Annotated in this window: 20 protein-coding genes and 1 tRNA gene; 7 read left to right on the top strand and 14 right to left on the bottom strand. The window is 50.1% G+C overall.

From position 1 onward, the window contains the following. Positions 1-37 precede the first annotated feature (37 nt). Positions 38-113, top strand: a tRNA-Asn gene (locus ACI2J2_RS01715). A gap of 166 nt (positions 114-279) precedes the next feature. On the opposite strand, the gene ACI2J2_RS01710 is transcribed toward ACI2J2_RS01715, so the two are convergent. Continuing rightward, the gene (locus ACI2J2_RS01710; protein ID WP_404759283.1) at positions 280-1,467 is read right to left on the bottom strand and encodes an MFS transporter; all 1,188 of its coding nucleotides are present in this window, start codon (positions 1,465-1,467) and stop codon (positions 280-282) included. A gap of 313 nt (positions 1,468-1,780) precedes the next feature. After that, entirely contained in the window at positions 1,781-2,893 is a 1,113-nt protein-coding gene (locus ACI2J2_RS01705) for a nickel/cobalt efflux protein RcnA (protein WP_404759282.1), read from the bottom strand. Between the two features lie 122 nt (positions 2,894-3,015). Between ACI2J2_RS01705 and rcnR the strand changes: the two genes are divergently transcribed. After that, positions 3,016-3,288 (top strand): Ni(II)/Co(II)-binding transcriptional repressor RcnR, encoded by a 273-nt coding sequence (gene rcnR / locus ACI2J2_RS01700; RefSeq protein WP_404759281.1) that lies wholly within the window; start codon positions 3,016-3,018, stop codon positions 3,286-3,288. A gap of 381 nt (positions 3,289-3,669) precedes the next feature. Beyond that, positions 3,670-4,149, top strand: coding sequence for a hypothetical protein (locus ACI2J2_RS01695; RefSeq protein WP_404759280.1), 480 nt, complete (start codon positions 3,670-3,672; stop codon positions 4,147-4,149). Between the two features lie 221 nt (positions 4,150-4,370). Here the strand turns inward: ACI2J2_RS01695 and ACI2J2_RS01690 are convergent, their stop codons facing one another. From ACI2J2_RS01690 to ACI2J2_RS01655, 8 genes are all read right to left on the bottom strand, one after another. Beyond that, positions 4,371-4,817 (bottom strand): universal stress protein, encoded by a 447-nt coding sequence (locus tag ACI2J2_RS01690; protein WP_404759279.1) that lies wholly within the window; start codon positions 4,815-4,817, stop codon positions 4,371-4,373. A gap of 167 nt (positions 4,818-4,984) precedes the next feature. Next, positions 4,985-5,704 (bottom strand): PA1136 family autoinducer-binding transcriptional regulator, encoded by a 720-nt coding sequence (locus tag ACI2J2_RS01685; RefSeq protein WP_404759278.1) that lies wholly within the window; start codon positions 5,702-5,704, stop codon positions 4,985-4,987. Continuing rightward, the gene (gene hchA / locus ACI2J2_RS01680) at positions 5,701-6,576 is read right to left on the bottom strand and encodes a glyoxalase III HchA (protein WP_404759277.1); all 876 of its coding nucleotides are present in this window, start codon (positions 6,574-6,576) and stop codon (positions 5,701-5,703) included. Before hchA ends, ACI2J2_RS01685 begins: the two co-directional genes overlap by 4 nt. 115 nt (positions 6,577-6,691) lie before the next feature. Further along, complete coding sequence (locus ACI2J2_RS01675; protein ID WP_404759276.1) at positions 6,692-7,459, bottom strand: ABC transporter ATP-binding protein; 768 nt, start codon at positions 7,457-7,459, stop codon at positions 6,692-6,694. Next, complete coding sequence (locus ACI2J2_RS01670) at positions 7,446-8,456, bottom strand: FecCD family ABC transporter permease (RefSeq protein ID WP_404759275.1); 1,011 nt, start codon at positions 8,454-8,456, stop codon at positions 7,446-7,448. The genes ACI2J2_RS01675 and ACI2J2_RS01670 overlap by 14 nt, the downstream gene beginning before the upstream one ends. A gap of 63 nt (positions 8,457-8,519) precedes the next feature. Then, positions 8,520-9,599, bottom strand: coding sequence for an ABC transporter substrate-binding protein (locus ACI2J2_RS01665; protein WP_404759274.1), 1,080 nt, complete (start codon positions 9,597-9,599; stop codon positions 8,520-8,522). A gap of 54 nt (positions 9,600-9,653) precedes the next feature. Next, positions 9,654-10,055 (bottom strand): hypothetical protein, encoded by a 402-nt coding sequence (locus ACI2J2_RS01660; protein WP_404759273.1) that lies wholly within the window; start codon positions 10,053-10,055, stop codon positions 9,654-9,656. Between the two features lie 27 nt (positions 10,056-10,082). Next, on the bottom strand, positions 10,083-11,438 hold the full coding sequence (locus ACI2J2_RS01655; protein ID WP_404759272.1) for an MFS transporter: 1,356 nt from the start codon (positions 11,436-11,438) through the stop codon (positions 10,083-10,085). A 340-nt stretch (positions 11,439-11,778) separates the two neighbouring features. Here ACI2J2_RS01655 and amiA point away from each other — a divergent pair, with 340 nt between their 5' ends. The 3 genes from amiA to katG all read left to right on the top strand — a co-directional run bounded on the left by amiA (position 11,779) and on the right by katG (position 16,370). Then, positions 11,779-12,627, top strand: a complete 849-nt coding sequence (gene amiA, locus ACI2J2_RS01650; RefSeq protein ID WP_404759271.1) for an N-acetylmuramoyl-L-alanine amidase AmiA — start codon at positions 11,779-11,781, stop codon at positions 12,625-12,627. Positions 12,628-12,797: 170 nt separating this feature from the next. Further along, positions 12,798-13,850 carry a porin gene (locus ACI2J2_RS01645; protein WP_404759270.1) on the top strand — a complete coding sequence of 351 codons (1,053 nt, stop codon included), beginning with the start codon at positions 12,798-12,800 and terminating at the stop codon, positions 13,848-13,850. 321 nt (positions 13,851-14,171) lie between these two features. Next, positions 14,172-16,370: a catalase/peroxidase HPI gene (katG, locus tag ACI2J2_RS01640; RefSeq protein ID WP_404759269.1), complete on the top strand. Its 2,199-nt coding sequence runs from the start codon at positions 14,172-14,174 to the stop codon at positions 16,368-16,370. A 49-nt stretch (positions 16,371-16,419) separates the two neighbouring features. Here katG and ACI2J2_RS01635 read toward each other — a convergent pair whose 3' ends face one another. Continuing rightward, on the bottom strand, positions 16,420-17,307 hold the full coding sequence (locus ACI2J2_RS01635; protein WP_404760261.1) for a LysR family transcriptional regulator: 888 nt from the start codon (positions 17,305-17,307) through the stop codon (positions 16,420-16,422). A 174-nt stretch (positions 17,308-17,481) separates the two neighbouring features. Between ACI2J2_RS01635 and ACI2J2_RS01630 the strand changes: the two genes are divergently transcribed. Beyond that, positions 17,482-19,011 (top strand): MFS transporter, encoded by a 1,530-nt coding sequence (locus tag ACI2J2_RS01630; protein WP_404759268.1) that lies wholly within the window; start codon positions 17,482-17,484, stop codon positions 19,009-19,011. A gap of 23 nt (positions 19,012-19,034) precedes the next feature. Here ACI2J2_RS01630 and ACI2J2_RS01625 read toward each other — a convergent pair whose 3' ends face one another. The 3 genes from ACI2J2_RS01625 to ACI2J2_RS01615 all read right to left on the bottom strand — a co-directional run bounded on the left by ACI2J2_RS01625 (position 19,035) and on the right by ACI2J2_RS01615 (position 22,558). Further along, positions 19,035-20,657 carry an MFS transporter gene (locus ACI2J2_RS01625; protein WP_404759267.1) on the bottom strand — a complete coding sequence of 541 codons (1,623 nt, stop codon included), beginning with the start codon at positions 20,655-20,657 and terminating at the stop codon, positions 19,035-19,037. Continuing rightward, positions 20,650-21,078, bottom strand: a complete 429-nt coding sequence (locus ACI2J2_RS01620) for a DoxX family protein (protein WP_209635972.1) — start codon at positions 21,076-21,078, stop codon at positions 20,650-20,652. Before ACI2J2_RS01620 ends, ACI2J2_RS01625 begins: the two co-directional genes overlap by 8 nt. 289 nt (positions 21,079-21,367) lie before the next feature. After that, positions 21,368-22,558 (bottom strand): sugar transporter, encoded by a 1,191-nt coding sequence (locus tag ACI2J2_RS01615; protein WP_209635974.1) that lies wholly within the window; start codon positions 22,556-22,558, stop codon positions 21,368-21,370. Positions 22,559-22,703: the final 145 nt, after the last annotated feature.

Below are 22,703 nucleotides of genomic sequence, written 5' to 3'. Positions count from 1 at the left end.
GCCGACACCCCGTTATGATTCCGGCCGTTCACACGATTCCTCTGTAGTTCAGTCGGTAGAACGGCGGACTGTTAATCCGTATGTCACTGGTTCGAGTCCAGTCAGAGGAGCCAAATTTAGAGAAGCCCGCTTAGGAAACTAAGCGGGCTTTTTGCTTTTGTTTTTTTTGAATGGCAGCTTTGAGCGAGGAGCGGACCATAAATAAACCTCTTCAGTTAATAATGAGTATATTTAAGAGGTTTAATCGGTATATGTCATTACATCGCAGTCAACGATAGTCTACTCAGACTTTTCTGGCGCGAACCGAGTCAGTATTAGCGTCAATACACACATCACTGCGCCCGCAAAAAATGTAGACGCAGAACCCCAGATATCCCATAACAGTCCTGCGCCCAGGCTTGCAATTAGCAATCCCATTCCACTCAGTAAACTGAAGAATCCAAATGCCGTTCCGCGAAGGTCAACTGGTGCTGTGCGAGCAATCATGGTGTTCAGTAAACCCTGAGTCATTCCCATATGAACTCCCCACAATGCCACGCCGATTATAATTCCTACCCAGGAATGGCTCAGGGCTAGCACTAAATCTGCCACGATGAGCACCACGAGACCCATCTGAAGCAATCGTCGGTGGCTGATACTGTCTGATAAGCGCCCGAACGGGTAGGCTGTTAAAGAAAAGACAACATTCATGGCGACCATTACGAGAGGGATTAAAGCGAGTGGGATATCGACCTCCTGAGCTCTGAGAACCAGGAACGCCTCACTAAATCTGGCGAGTGTAAATACCCCGCCCAGACCTATGACACACCAACAGTCTATCCCCAGTCTTTTCAGGTTTTCTCTTTTTATGGGGTTAGTTCTGACTGTAACGACAGGCGTACGTGGTTCACGTAATCCGAAGAATAACAGGGCAACAGCCAGAAATGCCGGCACGACTGCAACCCAATAAACGGCGCGGAAATCGTTACTCCATAACAGCATCAATCCCACCGCCAGCAGTGGTCCCAGGAACCCTCCCATCGTGTCCAGTGTCTGGCGGAGGCCATATGCCGCCCCCCTAATCTCGGGCGGCGTAACGTCTGCAACGAGAGCGTCACGCGGGGCACCTCTTATTCCTTTTCCGACGCGGTCAATCATACGGGCGCTGAATATCATTCCAGACGTTGAGGCCAGTGCAAACAGCGGCTTGCTGAGCGCACCAAGGCCATATCCAAGGACGGCAAGTCCTTTACGTTTGCCGATAAAATCGCTGATAACGCCTGAAAAAACCTTGACGCACAATGCGGTAGCTTCGGCCAGTCCCTCTATTAGTCCGATGATGACTACCGGCGTCCCTAAAGCAGTTGCCATGAAAAGCGGAAGGAGGCTATGGATCATTTCAGAAGAAATATCCATCAAAAGACTGACAAAACCAATTGTCCACACGCCACCGGGAATACGGCGCAATGTCGAAAATCGAGTACCCATTTCACATCCTCTGTAAGCGAAAACGCTATTAAACATCACAACGTGTTACATGTTAATGAGAATCATTTTTCGTAACTAAAACGAGGTTTTCAGGCTGTGGGTTTAAATTGCGGCTTTTCTCCGTTGCAAGCGGAACTTCCGCTCTTGGCACGAAGCGGACCAGGTAACTGAGCTGGAGGTCCGCTGTGAGCGAGAAGCGGAAATGAGTTGTCGAAATTACAGACTATCATTTGTTGCCTGTCAGCCTTATACGTTTGGTATTCAATCTGAAAACCGTGCCACCACGGTTTTCAGATTTGAGGTGTCCTGGTTATTAGCTGGTGATAGACAGGAAACCATGAATACCCATATAAATTCCGACACATCCAATCAACAGGCTTGAGAAATAAGGCGCTTTTTTGGCAATCGAACTGAAACCGCTCCAGCGTTTAGCAACCTGGCGTACACTCACGGCAGCACCAACGCCAACAGTCACTAACGTCAAGGCAAGACCAATACTGAAACATACAACCAGAGTAGCACCGAGGGTCAAGGCTTTAAGTTGAATGCAGATGAGTAGTACTGTTATAGCTGCCGGGCATGGGATAAGCCCGCCTGTGAGTCCAAATAACAGAATCTGCCAGTTGGTGACTTCCTTACCGTCAAAACGACGTTTGATATCATTCGCATGAGCCAGTTCATGGGCATCCTGGTATTCTTTTGTCCCTTTTTCAAGCCCATCAGTCTCATGGTGATGATGTTCATGAAAATGTGTACGAAACTCGCGTAAATGAGTATCCGAACCAAGTTTTAGGGTTATCAAAAATTCATGAGGTTCAGGGATCACATTTTCTGATTCTGCATAATTCCCCATGCTGATGAAATTATACTTTTCTGGTTTGCCATCACCGCGGTCAACCTCCACAGCCATTTCTTCAGCTGACCAGAATGGGCCTTTGATACGTCTGATATTGAAACGTGCTGAATGCTCATTTTCTGCTATTGAAAGTTCAAGTTTGCCATTTCCAATATCGATTGTCTGAGATTCATTGTGATCATGATGATGGTGATCGTGGTCATGATTCCCCATCCCCTCTAGCCAGTTCTTTTCTCCTTGCCATGTACGCCAGAACATCCAAAAGGCAGTGGAAAGAATGATTACAGCGGAGATCAGTTGCAACCAGGGCTCGGCAGACTCAGCTGTAAACTTATTGCTGATATACATACCCCCAAAGGCAATCAACCACACGATAACGGTGTGTGACACAGTAGCAGCCAGTCCGAGCATGATCGCCTGACGCACTGTACCTTTAATGGCGATAATGAATGCAGCCATCATCGTTTTAGAATGACCGGGCTCTAAGCCATGTAAGGCACCCAATAATATGGCACTTGGTATAAAGAACCAGGCATTACCTTGTTGAAGCAGTGTAGAAAACTCGTTCATGAGAATGATTCTTAATATTTAGTAAAGTAGCTTTATTCTACTCCCCCCCAGTATAAAATACTCCCCCCCAGTAGATCTTTAACTTTATACTGAATGCAGATTCATTCAGTGGAGTAGCAACCGTGTCGCATACAATTCGGGATAAACAAAAACTTCAGGCAAGGGCCAGCAAGATCCAGGGCCAGGTGATTGCTTTAAAAAAAATGCTCGATGAGCCCCATGAATGCGGAGCTGTTTTACAACAGATAGCTGCTATTCGTGGTGCCGTGAATGGAATGATGCGTGAAGTGATTAAAGGCCATCTGACAGAACATATTGTCCATGAAACTGATGAATCGAAACGCGAAGATGATCTGGACGTAGTATTGAAAGTGCTGGATACGTACATCAAATAGACCGTAATTTCTTTTTGCGCCTATCTTTACCCACCCACAATTAACTGATTAAGTCCAACTTTGATCTCCGTAACAACTCCCTGCTTAGAAGTTTTTTGATCATCAAACGTCTGCAATTGGCACCAAGCAGACGGCTGAACGACTCATAGTCTCCTCTAAGCTAAAAGCAGAAATTGCACGTTGTCATCAATCGTTAAGGGGCAGAGTAGCCAACGTAAATGATAACTAGCAACGCAGTGGCGACTAGCAACATTTATCTCATGAGCAAGATATTTTTCCATTTTCATACCCTTAGGGCATAACAGTATCAACTATTTCTGAACCCTGCCGATACTGACAGCACGACCATCATTTATTGATAATGAAAAAAGGAAATTTGAATTGAACAGAATGACAGGAATTGCTGTTTTATGTTTAGTGCTGATGGGATGTAGTTCTGTGCCCTCAGAAAACAAAACCCAGTACCTAAGAACGGAAATGCAGTCGCCAGTTTCAGAGCCAACCACAGTAACCGTAACCGCAGAAAGCCTTCTGAAAAAAGAAAATACCCGTCATTTGATGACGTACGCACTCCGTCCGTTGTCTGGAAAAGCATTCGCCTCTGAGTTGGACAGAAAATTTGCCGCAGCGACGATGTATATCGATTTGTCTCCAGGTAAAGGAAACAGAACGGCTGAGATCAGTGGTGAGATAAATTACTATCATCTCGAGCGATACGTAAATGGCCGCCTGGTAGGTGACAGTGTCAAGACAATACCGGTTGCGCCACAGATCATCCCACTGACACTCAATAAGCCATTCTCAATCAATCTGCCACAGGGGATTCACTATTCCATCATGCTGACGGACAGCCAGCCTTGAAGATAGCTAAACCTTCATTTTAGGTGCAAAAATACTCGACACCGTTACGCGCCGGGTATTTACCCCATTCTCTGCATACGAACGCATCAGGTTACCCAGGAGCAAAAAGCAGACATTATTTGAAGCCTATCTGAAACTCGTTGGCAAAAGCCTGGTGCGGCGTGACTCTGTCTGCCGCTTATCCCCATATCCAGATAAGACCCACCTGCTCAGCAGCGCCCTCAAGGCGATGAAATTATTGGCTCGGGGGGAACATGAACAATCAGCACATCAACGGTTAAACGGTTGATGAATTCGAAAGAAAAGGAGGTGTAAACACCCAAAAAGCGGTTTTCATGACCCAGCATAACCAGATCTATCCCTTCACTGTCGATCACTGTCTGAACGTCTTTGAATCTATGGATACTGACGATCGACTTTACCTTGACGCCAAAAGTGGCAGACCCAGCCAGACGGCTAAGCATCGCCTTAGCTTCAATCACTTCATGTGATTGACGATCCTTGGTTAAGGCATCGCTGGTGTAATCCAACTCTCTATAATCTTCGCTGATATGCCCTAACGTGATACAGGTGCCCATTTCTTTCGCAAGACGTTCGGCATGCGCCAACATGAGCTGACCGTCCGTCTCATTTTGGATCAACAACAACGCATGCTTGTAAATGTGCATACATCACCTCTCAACAGCATCACTCCGGCAGTTGCGTCTTTACCCTCCAGATGTCTGCCAGTCAAAACCTGCAATCCTTAATACACTTACGCCTTACAAGTATAAACGCGTATTTAATGCTCAGAAAAATCCACCGGGATAAACCCAACTGGTTTTTTTGTCTGGCATCACATTTCAATCTCACCGTTGCGGATCGCTACACCGATCGCCTGAGCGGTCGTGGTTGCGCCGAGCCGCCGGCGTATTCGGCGCAGATGGTTTTCCACCGTTCGCTCCGACAGCCCCAACGTGGCAGCGATGTCGGCCTGGCGCCGCCCGGCAGCCGTCCATGCCAACACTTCACGCTCACGCGCCGACAACCTGCCGAGCGTGGCCTCTGCTGGCAACTCAAGTAACCTGCGCGCAGAGACAAAAGCCGCCGTGCCCACGATTAGCATCGCCAACCGAATTGGCGGAGAGCTTTCAATGCACTCACCGCCGAAACTGACCGCACCTTCCAACCCGGACGGGCCGAATATCGGGACCTGTACCCCATGAACGCCTTGGCCGCGAGGCGTGCGAACAATCTGATAGCAGCTCCCCTTTTCCCCCTGCGCCTTGCTCCAGAAAAAAGGCTCTGTTGCCTGCAGCATATGACGGGTTACCGGACAGTGCCGAAGATAGGTTACGGCATCCACCACTTCGCCGTCGCCGAACCAATTGCCTTCGACCCAGTAGATGCGATCAACCCCCTCATCTTCCCTGACGGCAGTAGAAAATAACACGAAGCGATCAAAACCCTGCGGAGCTGCGAAGGCGCGAACCCTCTCCTGAATGACAGAGAGGGTGTCCGCACGCTCAATAGCCAGTGCAGTGAGAAAGGCCTCTTGAGCAATGTCCACGCTCATCGCCCAGCGACATCGGCCAACAGCGTCTGTGCAGCCAGCTTGCCGAGATTGTTGGAAGCCAGTGGGCTGTCACCGGTCAACAACCGCCGATCTTTATGCACCTTACCGGTGATATTGGTATTAAGGATTGAAACGCCCAATTCACGCAACCGCTCGCCCACCAGCCAAGGCATCGGGCCTGGGATATAGCCGATATCAATATTAGCGCCGGTATCGAGCACATCAGGAAACACGCACATTTCGTACCCACGGTACAAGAAATCGTCTTTACCCTCACCAAGCCCAGCAGCCAGTAAACCGGCCGGGCCGTGGCAAAGCGAAATAACGTAACGATCATTGTCGTGCGCCCAGAACAGGGTTTTCTTAACGTCTTCACTGAAGGGGATATCATTAAGCACCCCGTGACCACCCGGAATAAAGACGGCAATATAATTGCCGGCGTCCAAGTCCTTCACCACATCAGAGAGTTTTTTTGGTTGCTTGAGCTGGCTACGGTATTTTTCATATGTGGCTTTGACCGCTTCATCTTCACCAGGGAAGGCCCACATTTCCAGTTTGACCGGATCGCCGGACGGCGTGGCGATATCTATCTCAAAACCGGCAAGATCCATGTGGTACATCGGCAACAACATTTCGACCGGATGGTTGCCGGTAGAAAAGAATTTGCCGTTTTGCATCATCAAATAACGCTCCTGCGAGGCGATCATCAATACCTTCCATTTTCCCCCCCGATACGCGTTGGGGTAGCTGGCACCGTCAAAATCAGTTTTTGACGACGTGTACTGCGACAGTGAGTAAGGTGATGGGAAGAAAGCATTTTCTTCCGCGATATCAGGGGTAGGATTACGATCCGCAGAGGGTAAATCAGTCATGATTATCTCCTTATTTGGGTTACGATTTGTGCTGCTGTTTCAGCTTAATTAAGAGAAACCCGAACCGCAATGAGGGATATCCCTTAATAAAACTTTTCGACCTTGATATCACATGTCAGTTCAACTTATGTGGCCTGATGACAAACGCTTCATCAGGCCCTCCTTCGCCCTCATAACGATATTTTCTTACGGGCACCTGGAAATATTCTTCCAGATACTCCTCTTGAAGAAGAGCATTTTTTTCACCAAATATATAGTGTTCTTTATCCATTAATAAGCATTTATCAGAAATACTCTCCGCGTAGTTGATAAAATGCGTGTTAAAAATTACAGTAACCTTTCTCTCTCTTGATAACTCCCACAGCATATCAATAACTTTCGCTTGGTTTTGAAAGTCCAAATTAGATTCTGGCTCATCAAGAACAATCACATCAGGTTCCGCAACTAACGCTTTAGCAAAATAGCACATTTGCAACTCACCACCGCTGATCTGATTAATACATTTCCCTCTGAGCCTACCAACATCAAGCCTATTCAAAATTTCTGATGACCTATCGAAATCCTCTTTACCTGGTTTCGAAAAAAAACCTTTTCGCTGTGAGCAACCAAAAGAAACAAAATCGAGAACGCTGTAAGAGAAATGTAATTTCTTCGCCTGAGGAACGTAAGCGAGCCGTGCTTTTCTGTTATCAATACCCTCAATCACGCAGGTACCGGATACCGGTTGATAGATACCCGATAGACTTTTCAACAGTGTCGTTTTCCCTGCGCCATTTGGCCCCATCACACAAAGGATGTCTCCTTTTTCAAGATGGAAGCTAATATTGTTTATAACTTTTCTTGAGCCTTTAAAACCAAAGGACAATTGTTCAACTGTTATCATATCTACGACTCATAATGAAAAGCAGTGAAAATAACGGAGCCCCAATGAGCGCGGTCAAAATTCCGATAGGGATCTCCGCATAAGTGGCGCTCCTGGCAATATTATCAATAATCAACAGAAATAATGCCCCACCAAGCGCCGAAGCAGGAATCAGCCTACCGTGGTTACAACCGAGCACGCTTCGAATCAGATGAGGGATAACCAGCCCAACCCAACCGACAACACCAGCAATAGTGACTGAAGCAGAGACCAATACTGCGGATAAAAAAAGTAATGCTATTTTTATCCGCTGCGGATTAAGACCCGCGATTTTTGCTTCATCATCCCCCAACGAGATAATATTCATTTTCCACCTTAACGTATAGATTGCAAAATAACTGATCGCATACAGTGGAATAAGCCAGTAAACTTGCTCTTTAAGCACTGACGCAAAACTGCCCATCAGCCAAAAAACGATGGCCGGTAATGTATCCTGTGGATCGGCCACATACTTAATTATTGATATAAAAGACACGAATACCGAAGCGATGATAATTCCTGACAGAATAGTGGTAAGTTCATCCTGCCGTTTTTTTAAATGGCAGATACCAAACACAAGCACTAGACTCAATATGCCAAAAAATAATGAACATAACGAACTCAACGCAAAAGGGAAACTAAACAGTATGCCAAGAGCTGCGCCAAAAGCAGAGGCCGAGGAGGTTCCCAGCACATCCGGGCTGGCCAGTGAATTTTTCAACACGGCTTGAAAAGTGGCACCAGCAACCGATAATCCCCCACCGACCATCATCACCGCGATGACTCTTGGCACACGCAAACTAAAAATAACGGAGTAGCTGGCTTCATCCTTTGCAGACAATTTCGCATGTAATAAAACCTGCATTATTTCGTCAACCGACAAAGAGTATCTACCGACAAATAATGAGGCGACGGCAACAAGGCATAAAACCACAGATAGCCCAGCCATTATGGCGGCATATTTTTTTCTATCAGGCATAACCATTACTTCCATAGATAGGTTTAATTATTATATTTTTCACCATAAAATAATTTACGCGGATTATCTCTGAGCCAAAACCTCATTCAATAAACGTTCCGGTATGGCGTAAGAGAACATCTTTTCATAATAATCTCGTGTTATATCCTTCAGCTTTTCAGCACTAATATATTCTGGATTGTATTTACTGATCATAAATAATGGCAACAGCGATGTTTCTGCAGAGAGCCCCCCCCAGTTATGTATCCCTACCGGCGTTGAGTAAACCTTGCCGTTTTTTACTGCTCGGAGATCTTTCCAGTCCTGACCTGGGATTTTACCTTCCAACAGAGCGTTGGCACTGCCGAAGACAACAAAAATCACGTCAGGATCCCATTGCATTATCTGCTCCATCGAGACATTTATGTAACGCCCAGCATCACCGCTGACCTGTAAACTACCAGCAACATTCTCCATTCCTGCCATTTTCAGGTAGGTATCGCCATAGGTGTGAGGGCCACTCACCTTGAGCTGTTTGCCATCGCTTTCTTCAAGATACAATGCTTTGACATGTTGCTGCCTGATATCCGCAGCATAAGGTTGGATCATCGTCAACATGTTTTCCCAAGCGCTTTTGAATTTATGCGTATGGGGTAATCCAAGCGTTTCCGCAAACTTATTCTCCCAATAAACCTGGGTTACCATCGGTTCATACTTGGTTTTCCCGCCAGCGTCGAGATTAATGACGGGCACCCCTGCCCGCTCCAAGTGATCATCCTGACTTTTACCATAGTAATAAATAATATCCGGTTTAAGGCTCATCAACGATTCCATATTGACCGTATAGTCATTATTGATAAAGTCTGTGGTGATCCTGCCGATATCCGGTTTCATATCTTTCAGTACATTCATGTCGGAATGCGTAAAAGCCCAAGGGCCAACGCCGATGACATGTTTATAGGCTGAATCATTAGCCAATATCACACCAAATGGACAATTGCCGGTGATAACAATACGGCTATATTTACCAGAAACCGGATGCAATACTTCAGTGTCTTTTCCGGCAATTTTTGTCGTAATATCTCCGTTGGCGCTGCTAGTCGTCGGTAATGAAAATGCCGCCAACAAGATGGTAGCAAATAGTTTTATTTTACTGATCATCATCCCCTCGCATTGTCTCATTGATAGAATTTTTTTGTTTTAGCCTCTTCAGCGTCATTAGGCTACCGAAGCAGTGATGCCCGCTGCCAGAATGGTTAATCCGGCCACAATAACAATTGCGGTTGTGGCGACAGCCCCACCGCCAACCAGCGCAGCCGTCTTGCCTTTAGAAATATCCTGCCGTTCAAGGAAAGAAATCTGTGTAAAAGGTATTATTTCCCCCGTATCAGCAATAATGGCATTGGGTTCAATTTTCGCCACGTTCATCTCGCCACCACTGCCATCCTTTAATCCATACTTCAGGTGGTCACCAATATAGACCTGTGGCTGAAGATGGTAATAACTCCCCTCTTGTCCAATAGCCTTTTGCTGTAAGGCTACTGGGTTGTATGTGGTACAACCGCAAAGCGACATTATCACCAATCCGAGGATAAAAGGAGCCAAATTTGCCAATTTCATTGAAACCTCTAACTTATTTATGCATGATTAAGAGCGTATTGATTTAAAACGCATATAGCTAACCATTAGGGAAAGAAATGAAAAAACAGCGCCCGAAACCAAACTTATGCTCGTTGCCTGACAGCCATAAAAATTAAAGAATATTGCTACCATGGCGGAACCAACGATTTGCCCCACTAACCGCGAACTGCCCAATAATCCACTGGCAATACCGCTGTTCTCATGTGATACCGCCGTCATGATCAAGAAATTATTGGGTGACTGAAACAACCCGAAACCGATGCCGCAAATCGCTACACGCCAAACGATCGCCGTATTTGAAGGAGCATCTGGCAGATAAACCATCAACACCATGCCCATAAGCAAGAAAAATAGTCCTGCTACTGCAATAATATTGGGATCATATTTTTTGATAAGATCGCCAGAAACCAAGGATGTCACCATAGTCGCTAATGGCCATGCTGTCAGCAGTAAACCGATTTCCACTACGTTTCTTTGCAATATGCTATGAAAATAAAAAGGCAGCGACACGTAGGCCAGCAACTGTGTGCTGTAAGAAAACATCGACATCAATAGTGACAGCGTCAGCGTAGCGTTACGAAATATCGTCACTGGAATCATCGCCGCAGCTTGTTTCCGCCGTTGATTCAGGTAAAGCAGTACTGCCAATGCAACGAAAACTACAAAGCTAGCTGCTGCCGACAAGAAAGAACTCTTTGTCATGCTCAACGTAAATGACGAGAAAAAAATAAACAGCGCGAAAACTAAAAGAGCGCCTCCTGTATCAAACTTTACATTGCGCTGGGGCTTAGGGGCTAAGGAGATAACACTCAGCAACAGTGAAAGGCAAGCAATAGGAACATTAATAGTGAATAACCAGTTCCAATTGGCCAGAGACAATATTGTTGAGGCGATCGATGGCCCTGCCGCTGCGGATACGGAAACTACCATGACGTTTATCCCCAGCCCCCGGCCCAATAATTTGTCCGGATAGATCTCCTTAATCAGTGCCGCATTGACGCTGAGAATAGCCGCTGCGCCAAAGCCTTGCACAACTCTGAATAGCGTCAACGTATCTAGCGTTTCTGACAACGCACATCCCATAGAAGAGCATGCAAATAGAATTACGCCGGCCATGAAGATGTTTTTATTACCAATAGTTCTCCCCAATGCGGCAAATGGCAATAGAGAAGCAATAACCGCAAATTGATATGCATTGATGATCAATATTGAAGCCGCTTCTGACACGGCAAAATCTTTTGCGATGATAGGGAGTGCCACATTTGCGATAGTGCTATCGAGCATGGCGATGACGGTGCTCAGGGATACGGCAAGCACAGCCAAAACATTCAATTTGTCTTTTTTATAGGGTTTTATATTCATTTTACCTCCCCTGGAAGAGAAACTGCATTTATGCCAAAGACAATCGTTGCTCCTTGCTGAGGATCACCCTTGATTTATACGTTATAACATAACACTTTCAAATGATAAAAATTATCATTTGAAATAATTGATTGCATAATGTTTCAAATTTGAAATTAACAATTTAAAAACATAAAAATCACAGATAATAACACCAATTAAACAGAAAAATACGGATTATAAGACTAGAGAAATTCATGAAATGAAATAGAAATTAACGGGTGCTAACAGTCGATAAGTCGAGCCGCTAAAATTGTTATGTTATAACGTTATATCAACTTATATCCTCTACGGTGGCCCAATGAATAAGAAAAAATCATTACAAATCAGAGCATCCAGACGCACGGTTATTTTGGCCGGTCTGGCGGTCTTGGCATCAAATATCAAGATTTCGCAAGCTCATGCACAGGGCCTGCAGCATGTAAGGAAAGTACCGATGGCTCCAGACGCTAAAAAACCGCACAAGAAATATCTGGTCGTGCTTGATCCGGGTCATGGAGGTATTGATTCGGGCGCCATTGGACACGCGGGTTCTCAGGAAAAGCATGTGGTGTTGGATATTGCAAAAAACGTTCGTGCCTTGCTCATTCAGCATGGAATTAATGCTCATCTAACACGTACCGACGATGTTTTTATTCCGCTTTATGACCGCGTAAAAATTGCCCATCAACACAATGCCGATCTTTTTATGTCAATCCATGCGGATGGTTTCACCTGCCCTTCCGCCTGCGGTGCTTCCGTTTTCGCGCTATCTAATAAAGGCGCCAGCAGTGCGATGGCAAAGTACTTATCGAACAGTGAAAATGCGGCCGACGATCTCGCCAGCCCTGCGGTCATTAAAAAAGATCATTATTTACAAGAAATACTTTTCGATTTGGAACAGACGGAAACAGTAAAAGAAAGCCTTCTCCTGGGTTCTCACATCATTAAACACATTGCGCCAATGCATCATCTGCATTCCAAAAACACGGAACAGGCGGCATTTGTGGTATTGAAATCGCCCTATATTCCCTCTGTACTCGTTGAAACCTCGTTCATTACCAATCCGCAAGAGGAAAAACTGCTTGGAACGGCGGTATTCAGACATAAAATCGCCACAGCGATTACCAACGGCATCTTGAGTTACTTCACTCATATACAAAATGCTTGATAAAATACAATAATAAAATATCACCCCACCCTAAAATACTTTTACTTTCAGAAGCAATATGTTGAGCAAAAAAAATAAGAGGGGAATTGAGCGTTCACTTACGATAGCAAAAAATGCTATTCACTCAATTTCCTCACTTCAACTTCTGAAGACAAAGGATTTTTCCGCTGATGTTAGTACGCATTTATCCCCGCCAGTTAGCCGAGTGCCTTTGTGCACTATCGATATTTTTTTGCTCAAACACCTTTGCGATCACACTCAAAAACAATGGTCAGGAGCGGTTGGATTTTTACGGCACCATTATTGCCAGACGTTATTCCAGCAGTAATGTTCGCAACGATGGTGACCGTAGTTATATCTACTTTGGTCTGTTAGGAAAAAGAAATCTCGGCCAGCACTGGAGAGCCTATGCGCACTGGGAATATACCGTCAGTTTTGCCGACGCCAGCAGGAACAGCACCAGACTCGCCTACTTAGGTATGGAAAACCCAGCATTGGGCAGTATAAATATAGGTAGGAATTGGGGCGCCTTATATGACGTAACCTCCCTTACTGACCGTTCACCATTATTCAGAGAAATGTCTTACAACTATATAGATAATTTTATGCGTGGCCGAGCACTCAACCTACTGACTTACCGTAAAAAATTAAAAATTTTACAGCGTAACGCCGCTATCGCACTCCAGTATCAATTCAAAAGCAATAGTGATGAACAGACAATAACTAAGCAGAATGGTAATGGTATCGCCGCCTCTTTCAGTTACGCACTGACGCCGGCGATCACCACTATTTTTGCAGCATCATCATCCTTATCTACTCAGCAGCAGAATAATAATGCCGATTACGGAAGAAAAATAAATACTCTGGCAGAAGGGGTGAAATATGCAAAAAAAAGAACCTATCTCGCTGCCGTGTTTACACAAAGCGATAGCGCCATAAAACCACAAACATCCGATAATTGTGGCTCATCTTCCAGCTATGAAATCCTCGCTAAATACCGGCTGACGGACAAGTTCCAGCCCAACGTTGGCTATACGCGCCTTATACAAAACTCCTCGGGAAAACACGAGAGTGTATTGAATTACGAAGAAATCGGTTTCAGTTGGCTCTTTAATAAGAACATGCAGGCATTTATCAATTATGAGTTCAATAACATGAGTAAAAACGGCGCCGACGTCGATGTGTCTGACAAATTCGAGGTGGGCATAAGCTATCACTGGTAAGTGAAGAACAACAGCTTAGGGTCAGCGTCCTGTTTCAAACGCATTCATGGCTATCAATGCTCGGGTAATGAATAGTCAGGGACTATCACAACATTCAACTATACCTATTTTATCTATCCGCAGCCGCTGACTAAGCTTATCCATGAGTGTTTCTTCGCTCTTTACCGGCTCAGAAGATGAAAACCCAATGTATTCAATGAGGTTATGTTATTTAGCGCAACACCCGACGCGTGCATTGGCCCGCGATGTCACGTTAACCGCTCCTCAGGTATTGGACAGACAGGGCCTGACGAGCGAACCTACAGAAGCAGAGAGCGCACCATGACAACTGAAAGTAAATGCCCGTTTTCCGGCGGCGGTAAACTGAATGCACCACGCCGCGGCCCTTCCAATCAGGACTGGTGGCCAAACCAACTTAGCCTAAAGCCACTGCACCAGCATTCCCCCCTTTCCGATCCGATGGACCCTGACTTCGATTACGCCAAAGCCTTCAACAGCCTGGATTTGGCCGCCGTCAAACAAGATTTGCATGCCCTTATGACCGATTCGCAAGACTGGTGGCCGGCAGACTTTGGCCACTATGGCGGCCTGTTCATCCGTATGGCTTGGCACAGCGCCGGGACTTACCGTATCGGTGACGGCCGGGGCGGTGCAGGTGAAGGTCAGCAACGCTTCGCCCCACTCAACAGCTGGCCTGACAACGTCAGTCTCGACAAAGCCCGTCGCTTACTGTGGCCCATCAAACAGAAATACGGACGCAAAATCTCCTGGGCTGATCTGATCATCCTGACGGGTAATGTGGCTCTCGAATCCATGGGCTTTAAAACCTTTGGCTATGCGGGGGGACGCGCTGACACCTGGGAACCGGATGACGTTTATTGGGGATCGGAAAAAATCTGGCTGGAACTGAGCGGCGGCGCTAACAGCCGTTATTCAGGCGATCGCGACCTTGAAAACCCGCTGGCAGCCGTGCAGATGGGTCTGATCTACGTCAACCCAGAAGGACCGGACGGCAACCCTGATCCCGTTGCCGCCGCCCACGATATCCGCGAAACCTTCGCCCGTATGGCGATGAACGACGAAGAAACCGTGGCATTGATCGCCGGTGGTCACACCTTCGGCAAGACCCATGGCGCAGGCCCGGCATCACATGTCGGCGACGATCCAGAATCTGCGGGCTTAGAGCTGCAAGGGCTCGGCTGGCAGAGCAGCTTCGGCACCGGCAAGGGGAAAGACGCGATCACCAGCGGTTTGGAAGTGACCTGGACAACCACCCCTACCCAGTGGAACCACGACTTCTTTAGACACCTGTTTGAATACGAATGGGAGCTGACGCAAAGCCCGGCAGGCGCCCATCAATGGGTAGCCAAAGACGTCGGGGACACCATTCCCGATGCGTTTGATCCCGCCAAAAAACAGCGCCCCACCATGCTGACGACCGACCTCTCGCTGCGCTTCGATCCCGCGTACGAGAAAATCTCACGCCGCTTCTATGAACACCCTGAGCAGCTTGCCGATGCGTTCGCTCGCGCCTGGTATAAATTGACCCACCGCGACATGGGGCCGCGTGCGCGTTATCTCGGTCCAGAAGTGCCGGCAGAAGAGCTGATTTGGCAAGATCCCATCCCCGAAGTCGATCATCCGTTGATCAACGATCAGGATATTGCCGCGCTCAAAACCCAGATTCTGGCTTCCGGTTTGCCGATCTCCGTGCTGGTATCCACCGCCTGGGCTTCAGCGTCCACTTTCCGCGGTTCCGACAAGCGCGGCGGAGCCAACGGTGCACGCATTCGTCTGGCCCCGCAGAAAGACTGGGCCATCAACCAACCCGCTCAACTGGCGCAAACGCTGGCCAAGCTGGAAGGGATCCAGCTGGCGTTTAATCACGCACAGTCGGACAATAAACGTGTTTCTCTGGCGGACCTGATCGTACTGGCCGGTGTGGCAGGCGTGGAACAGGCGGCGATCAACGCCGGCCATCCTGTCAGCGTGCCCTTCACGCCGGGCCGTATGGATGCCACGCAGGAACAGACCGATGTCGACTCCTTTGAAGCGATGGAACCCGTCGCAGATGGGTTCCGTAACTACCTGCAGCGTCAATTCAACGTGCCGGCCGAAGCATTACTGGTCGATAAAGCGCAGCTGCTGACGCTAACGGCACCGGAGATGTCGGTACTGCTGGGCGGCCTGCGGGTCTTGAATGCCAACGTGGGCCAAAGCCAGCATGGCGTATTCACCCAACGGCCACAGGCGCTGACTAACGATTTCTTCGTCAACCTGCTCGATATGAACACCACCTGGAAACCGGTGGGCGAGGAAGGCGTGTTCGAAGGCCGCGACAGCAAAACGGGAGCGCTCAAGTGGACGGCAACCCGCGCAGACCTGATCTTCGGTTCGCACTCTCAACTGAGAGCACTGGCGGAAGTCTATGGCAGCGCAGATGCCCAAGCGAGTTTTGTGCGGGACTTTGTTGCCGCCTGGAATAAGGTGATGAACCTCGATCGTTTCGACCTCGCCTAAGCTCACACCGCAGTAACGTCGCCCGCTTAAGGTCACTTAGGCGGGCTTTTTATTCCTTTTTTACCGGGAATAACCGTTCACTAAGAAAATCGATAAAAACGCGCAGTTTGGGGGCCAGGTATTTGCTGGAGGGCCAGATGACCCGGAAAGATCCCTGATGCTCAACGAAACCTTCCAACACCTTTTGCAGTTCACCGCGTTGCAGCGCCACCTTCACCATAAAATCCGGCAGGCAAGCGATGCCCAACCCGGCTTGCGCCACCGGCAGCAACGCTTCTGAGGTATTGCAGATCATGGTCGCCGGCAGCTCAGACAAGGCAAGATCCCGCAGTGGCCAGGGCTCAAGCCGCCCTGTGGTAGGGAACTTGTGCTGCAAGCAGGCATGATTGAGCAAATCTGCCGGCTTCTCCGGCTGACCGCGTTGTTTTAAATACGCTGGCGACGCCACAAGCACTAACTGAAAGCCGCCAAGCCGCCGCGACACCAACCGCGAATCCGTCGGCTCACCGGTACGTACTACCGCGTCAAATCCCTCGTCGACGATATCCACCATGCGATCGGAAAAGTCGACATCCAGCGCAATGTCCGGGTACTGGTGCATGAAATCGGTCAGCACCGGCATCATCAGCCCACTGACCAGCGGCAAACTGACACGCAGCTTGCCGCTGGGTGTGCCACGGCTGTCGGCCAGTTCGAGTTCGGCTGCGGCCATCTCTGCCAGGATCCGGCGGCAACGCTCAAGAAACAGCGCGCCTTCTGCCGTCAGCGTCACGCTACGTGTACTCCGGTGGAAAAGACGCACCGCCAGCCGTTGCTCCATACGCGCCACACTCTTGCCCACCGCGGATGACGATACGCCCAACTGCCGCCCTGCATCGGAAAAACTGCGCGTTTCTGCGACCTGCACAAACGCCTGAATGCCATTAAGACTGTCCATCACATACGCTTCCTTATTCAGGACATTTTTGTCCGATATCTATGGAAATTTAGCCTATTTTTCTTCGATGCGGGAGAGATTACCTTGATGGCAACGCAGTCACCGCCGTGACACGGCCCCTGACACTGCACCACTCCCGCTTGCGGGCTTTCCTACTCCATGCAGATGAGCACCATGACGCAAATAACCTCCACCGCAGAGCACACTGAGATTCGGGCATGGCTACAATTATTGGCCGCCTGCCTGACAGGTATCCTTATTCCCCTGAGCTTCACCGGCCCCGCCGTGGTGTTGCCCTCCATCAGTCATTCACTGGGTGGCAGCGCCGTGCAGCTGAGCTGGGTCGTAAATGGTTATATCCTCACTTATGGCAGCGCAATGATGGCCGCCGGCAGCCTGACCGACATTTATGGCCGTAAACGCGTCTGGCTCTTCGGGTTGGCTGCATTCGGCCTTCTGACGATGATGATCCCCCTAGCCCCTTCGGTGGTGGGAATCGATATTTTACGGCTGGCGCAAGGTCTGGCAGGCGCGGGGGCTTTTGCCGGGGCGATGTCGTCACTGGCGCAGACGTTTCATGGCGCGGTGCGCACCCGGGTCTTCAGCCTGTTGGGCACCACGTTCGGCATTGGTCTGGCTTTCGGGCCGTTAGCATCGGGTTGGTTAGTGGTGACGGCAGGCTGGCAATGGGTGTTTTTCGCCACGGCACTGATTGCTGTGGCGGGGTTGGTATTAGTGGCATTCAGTGCAACAGAGTCCCGCGATCCCAATGCGGCAGGGCTGGACTGGCCCGGTGCCGTCAGTTTTACCGCTGCCTTGGCCTTGTTCACCTACGCGATCCTGCTCGCCCCTGAAAACGGTTGGGGCAGCCTGTCGGTGGCCGGTTCACTGTTGCTGTCGCTGGGAATTTTTATCGCTTTTGTGTTGATTGAACGGCGAGTCGCACGGCCGATGCTCGATCTGACGCTGTTCCGCAGTACCCGCTTTATTGGGGTTCAGGTGCTGGCAACCACACCGGCCTTCTTTTTTGTGGTGTTGATCGTCCTGTTGCCCGGGCGTTTTATTGGCATTGATGGGCAGAGTGCCCTCGAAGCCGGTAAAAACATGATTGCGCTGGCGGCTCCCCTGCTGTTCGTGCCCTTCCTTGCCGCACTACTGGCACACCGTTTTACTTCCGGCGTACTTTCAGGGATTGGACTGCTGCTGGCCGCTGCCGGGCTGGGCTGGTTGGGCCATGCGTTGGCGGCAAATGGCAGCCATGACTTGATAGCACCAATGCTGTTGATTGGTATCGGTATTGGCCTGCCCTGGGGATTGATGGACGCAATGGCCGTCAGCGTGGTGGAAAAAGAACGGGCAGGTATGGCGACCGGCATTTTCAACGCAGTGCGGGTTTCGGCTGACGGCATCGCCATTGCAATCACCGGCGCGGTGCTTGCCATACTTATTCAGGGCGGCTTGTTTGCTGCACTCCCGGGCGTTACCGACACCCAACAGATGATAGAGGCGGCTAACCACGCCGCCCTCGGCGACTTGAACAGCGCAGCCACCCTGCTACCTGGACAGCGCCAATTAACGCTGCAAATCTACGATCAGGCCTTCCGTCACTTGCTGTATATACTGGCGATCGCCTCTGCCGCAACGGCACTCTTGATCTTTATGCTCCTGGGGCGCTTACATGCCCACGACGGTGCGGCGGAGTAAATAGCCCCCGCCGCAGCCGTTGATTACTTCGCCGTTTGCTGCGCCAGGTGCCTCAAGTCGAGTGACAAGAAATGATGGACCTGCGGTTTTTCCGGACCGATATGGAACTGTAATGCCGCTTGTTGTAAATCAGCATCAGCATGTGAAACCCGCTGATGCTGACGCAGGTGCTCAGCCCAGGACTCCACCATAAACCACTCCATAACACACAGAGGATCGGCGGTATGCTCGGTCAGGCCCCAGGCATAGGCACCGTCGCGACGGCGCACACGTGAAAGCTGCTGTAGCGTCCGCAGGAACTGTGGACGATCTTCCATCCGCACGCGGTACTCTATCTGGATCATCACTGGCCCGCGATCGTTCTCTACCGGCGTGTTGAGCAAGGGTTCCGGCCAATGGTTGGACGGTTGCAGATCGGCTTCGCCCTCCGGCAAACGAATACGGTGAAATGCCACTGAAATCACCAACAACCCAATGCCGCCCGTCAGCAGCGTGGCGGCCACGCCGATCTCTTGAGCAATTAACCCCCACAGCAAACTACCGGCAGCCATCGCACCGTTAAACACCATCAGATAAATCGCCAGCCCACGCCCACGTACCCAGTTTGGCAATACCCCCTGCGCGGCCCCATTCAGTGAGGTCAACGCGATAATCCAGCCCGCGCCCAACGCCAACAGCAGCAAGACCGCCAGCCACTGCGGTGGGGCCAATGACAACAGTGCCATCACCGCCGCAGTAATCACCGCCGCCAACAGCACCAAGCCATCGGCATTCAACCGCTGGCGCAGCCGCGGCAACAACACCGCACCGCCTATCGCACCGGCCCCCACGGCACCCAACAGGATGCCGTAGAAACCGGCGGTACCACCCAGCATCTGGCGCGCCACTAATGGCAACAGCGCCCAAACCGAACTGGAGAACACAAAGAACACCGCCGCCCGTAACAGCACCACATGCAGCTCACGGCTGGCGCGGGCATAACGTATGCCGGCGCGGAAAGCGCCAAAGAAATGCTCGGAAAGGCCGTTATCTTCGACCTTGGGTCTGCGCCACCACAACAGGGCAGCGACGACAAACACATAGCTAAGCACGTCCGCGCCGTAGGCCGCGCCAGCGCCAAAGCTCGCCAGCAACAAGCCTCCCGCCGCCGGACCCATGGCACGGGCGATGTTAATCCCGAGCGAGTTCAGTGCAACCGCATTTCTGAGATCGGCACGCGGCACCAGCTCGGGCACGATAGATTGCCAGGTCGGCCCCATCAGTGCCCCACCAATACCGCCGATAAAGGTCAGCACCAACAAATACTCAACGGTCAGCGCACCACTTTGCGACAGCAGTAACAAGGTGCCACTGACGCAGGCCAGTAGAATCTGGACAAAAATAAGGAAACGACGACGGTCGAGAATGTCTGATAGCACCCCAGCCGGGATCGCCAGCAGGAACACGGGCAGCGTGGCAGCCGTTTGCATCAACGCTACTGCCGACGGATTAGAGGATAAATCCGTCACCAGCCAGGAACTGGCGACGTCACGCATAAAGCTGCCAACGTTGCCCAATACCGTGGCCCCCCATAGCACCGCAAATACCGGGATCTTCAGCGGCGCGAAACCGCCGGGTGCTGCTTTGCTCTCAACCGGTTCAGCCATCGTTATGCTCCTTGAGGTCGTAAAGTGCCACCAGCAGCAATGCGCCCGCCAGCCCAATGTGTTCAAAAAATCCGTTCATTCCGGTAAAGCGCTCCGGCGGGCTCATTTCCCAAAAACGATTGGCCATCAGCGTGGCGGCCAAGGTGAATCCGGCCAGCGCCAACGCGCCCAGCCAGCGGTAAAACCCCGTCAGGATCAGTGCCGAGGCCCCCAATTCAAGCACAATCACCAGGCTGGCAAACAACGCCGCCGGCTGCAGGCCAAAATGGGCCATCTCCGCCATCGCCCCGTTAAAATCCAGCACTTTGACCAAACCGCCCTGAATGTAGGCGGCACAAATTGCCGCGAGTATTAAGCCGCGGATAAAGGGGGTATTAAGAAAGGAAATTCGGGTGCCATCTTGCGTGGTCGGCGGGCTCATAGATCGTCTCCCAGTCGTGGTATGAGTACATTTTCCGGGTCAAGATTAAGGCAGGAGAGAAAGCCGTGATAACGGAATTATTTTCGCATGATCGCCAGTTTTTTTACTGAAGATACCGGCCTTGTCTCAGTGCACAACGCCGGTTAAGCCCGTCAGATATTTTCCAGATCGCTGCTGCGTGTTTGGGGACCGAATACCCCAATGAGCACCATCACAATCTGCATGCTGGCAACGATAAGCGCCAGCAATGCGATAAAGCGTCACAGGGCCACTATCAGCAAGAAGGCCATTAACGGATGTGATGGTGTTGGAACCGCTCACTGCGATAGAAGTTTAGCAGACACCAGCCCAGGGCAATCAACGCCAGCGGGGCTGCGACAAAACCAATATTGCCCATACCCAGATGCAGGCTGACCTGGTTACCCAGCAGCGCGCCGCCGCCGATACCGAAGTTGTACAGCCCGGAGTAGATCGACATTGCTACGTCAGTGGCATCCGGTGCCAGGTTCAATACCTTGGCCTGCATCGACAGGCCAATCGCCATGATTGCCATACCCCACACGGCAAACAGCAGCGTCAGATGGTTTTCATTGCCGGAGGCCGGTAACAGCAACAGCAGACTTAACATCAGCAACGCGATGGCACCGATGAAAAAGCCCGACGGGAAACGTTCGCTAAAGCGGCTAAACAGCAGGCTGCCGATGATACCGGCGGCACCGAACAGTAGCAGCATCAGCGTCGTGAAGTTTTCTGACAGCCCAGCCACGGTCTGAATAAAGGGTTCGATATAGCTGTAAGCGGTGAAATTCGCCGTCACCACAATAATGGTCAACATATACAGGCTGACCAGCGCCGGGCGCTTAAACAACATGGGGACGCTGGCCAGTGAGCCAGAATGTTCGCTCTTCAGCACCGGCAACAGACGCCACAACAGCACCAACGCCAGGGTGGCACAAACGGCGATACCGATAAAAGTCATACGCCAGCCCAAGATCTGGCCAACGATACGCCCCAATGGCAGGCCAAGTACCATCGCCAGTGCGGTACCGCCCGCCAGCAAGCTCAGCGCCTGTGCTTTCTTGCCTGCGGGTGCGACGCGGATCGCCAGTGAAGCGGTGATCGACCAGAATACGGCGTGGGCCAAGGCGACACCGGCACGGGAGATCACCAGCGTGGTGAAGTTCCATGCAACGGCGGTCAACACATGGCTGGCGATAAACAGAATGAACACGCCGATCAACAGCTTGCGCCGTTCAATCTTGCTGGTCAGCAGCATGCACACCAGTGAGAAGGCAGCAACAATCCAGGCATAAATCGTGATGATCAACCCCACCTGCTCGGTCTGCATCGAAAAGCTTTGGGCGATATCGCTCAGTAACCCTACCGGAATAAACTCGGTGGTATTGAAGATAAAGGCCGACACGGCAAGAATGACCACGCGCAACCAGGCGGTTGAGCGAGAGACCTGAGTGTGTTCCATGTTAAACGGGATCCGGGCAGGTGCGGGAAGTAGCGATATTTTAACCAATTGGTGGGGTAAATGCGATACGCGTCACACTTTTATTGGGGTGTTTTTTTCAACTGCTTTTTGCCACTTATGGCCTATTGGTCGGCAAGCCTTTAGC

The organism is Serratia sp. NPDC087055, assembly GCF_044900985.1.
Classification (GTDB): Bacteria; Pseudomonadota; Gammaproteobacteria; order Enterobacterales; family Enterobacteriaceae; genus Serratia.
This window is presented reverse-complemented; position numbering and strand designations above follow the sequence as displayed.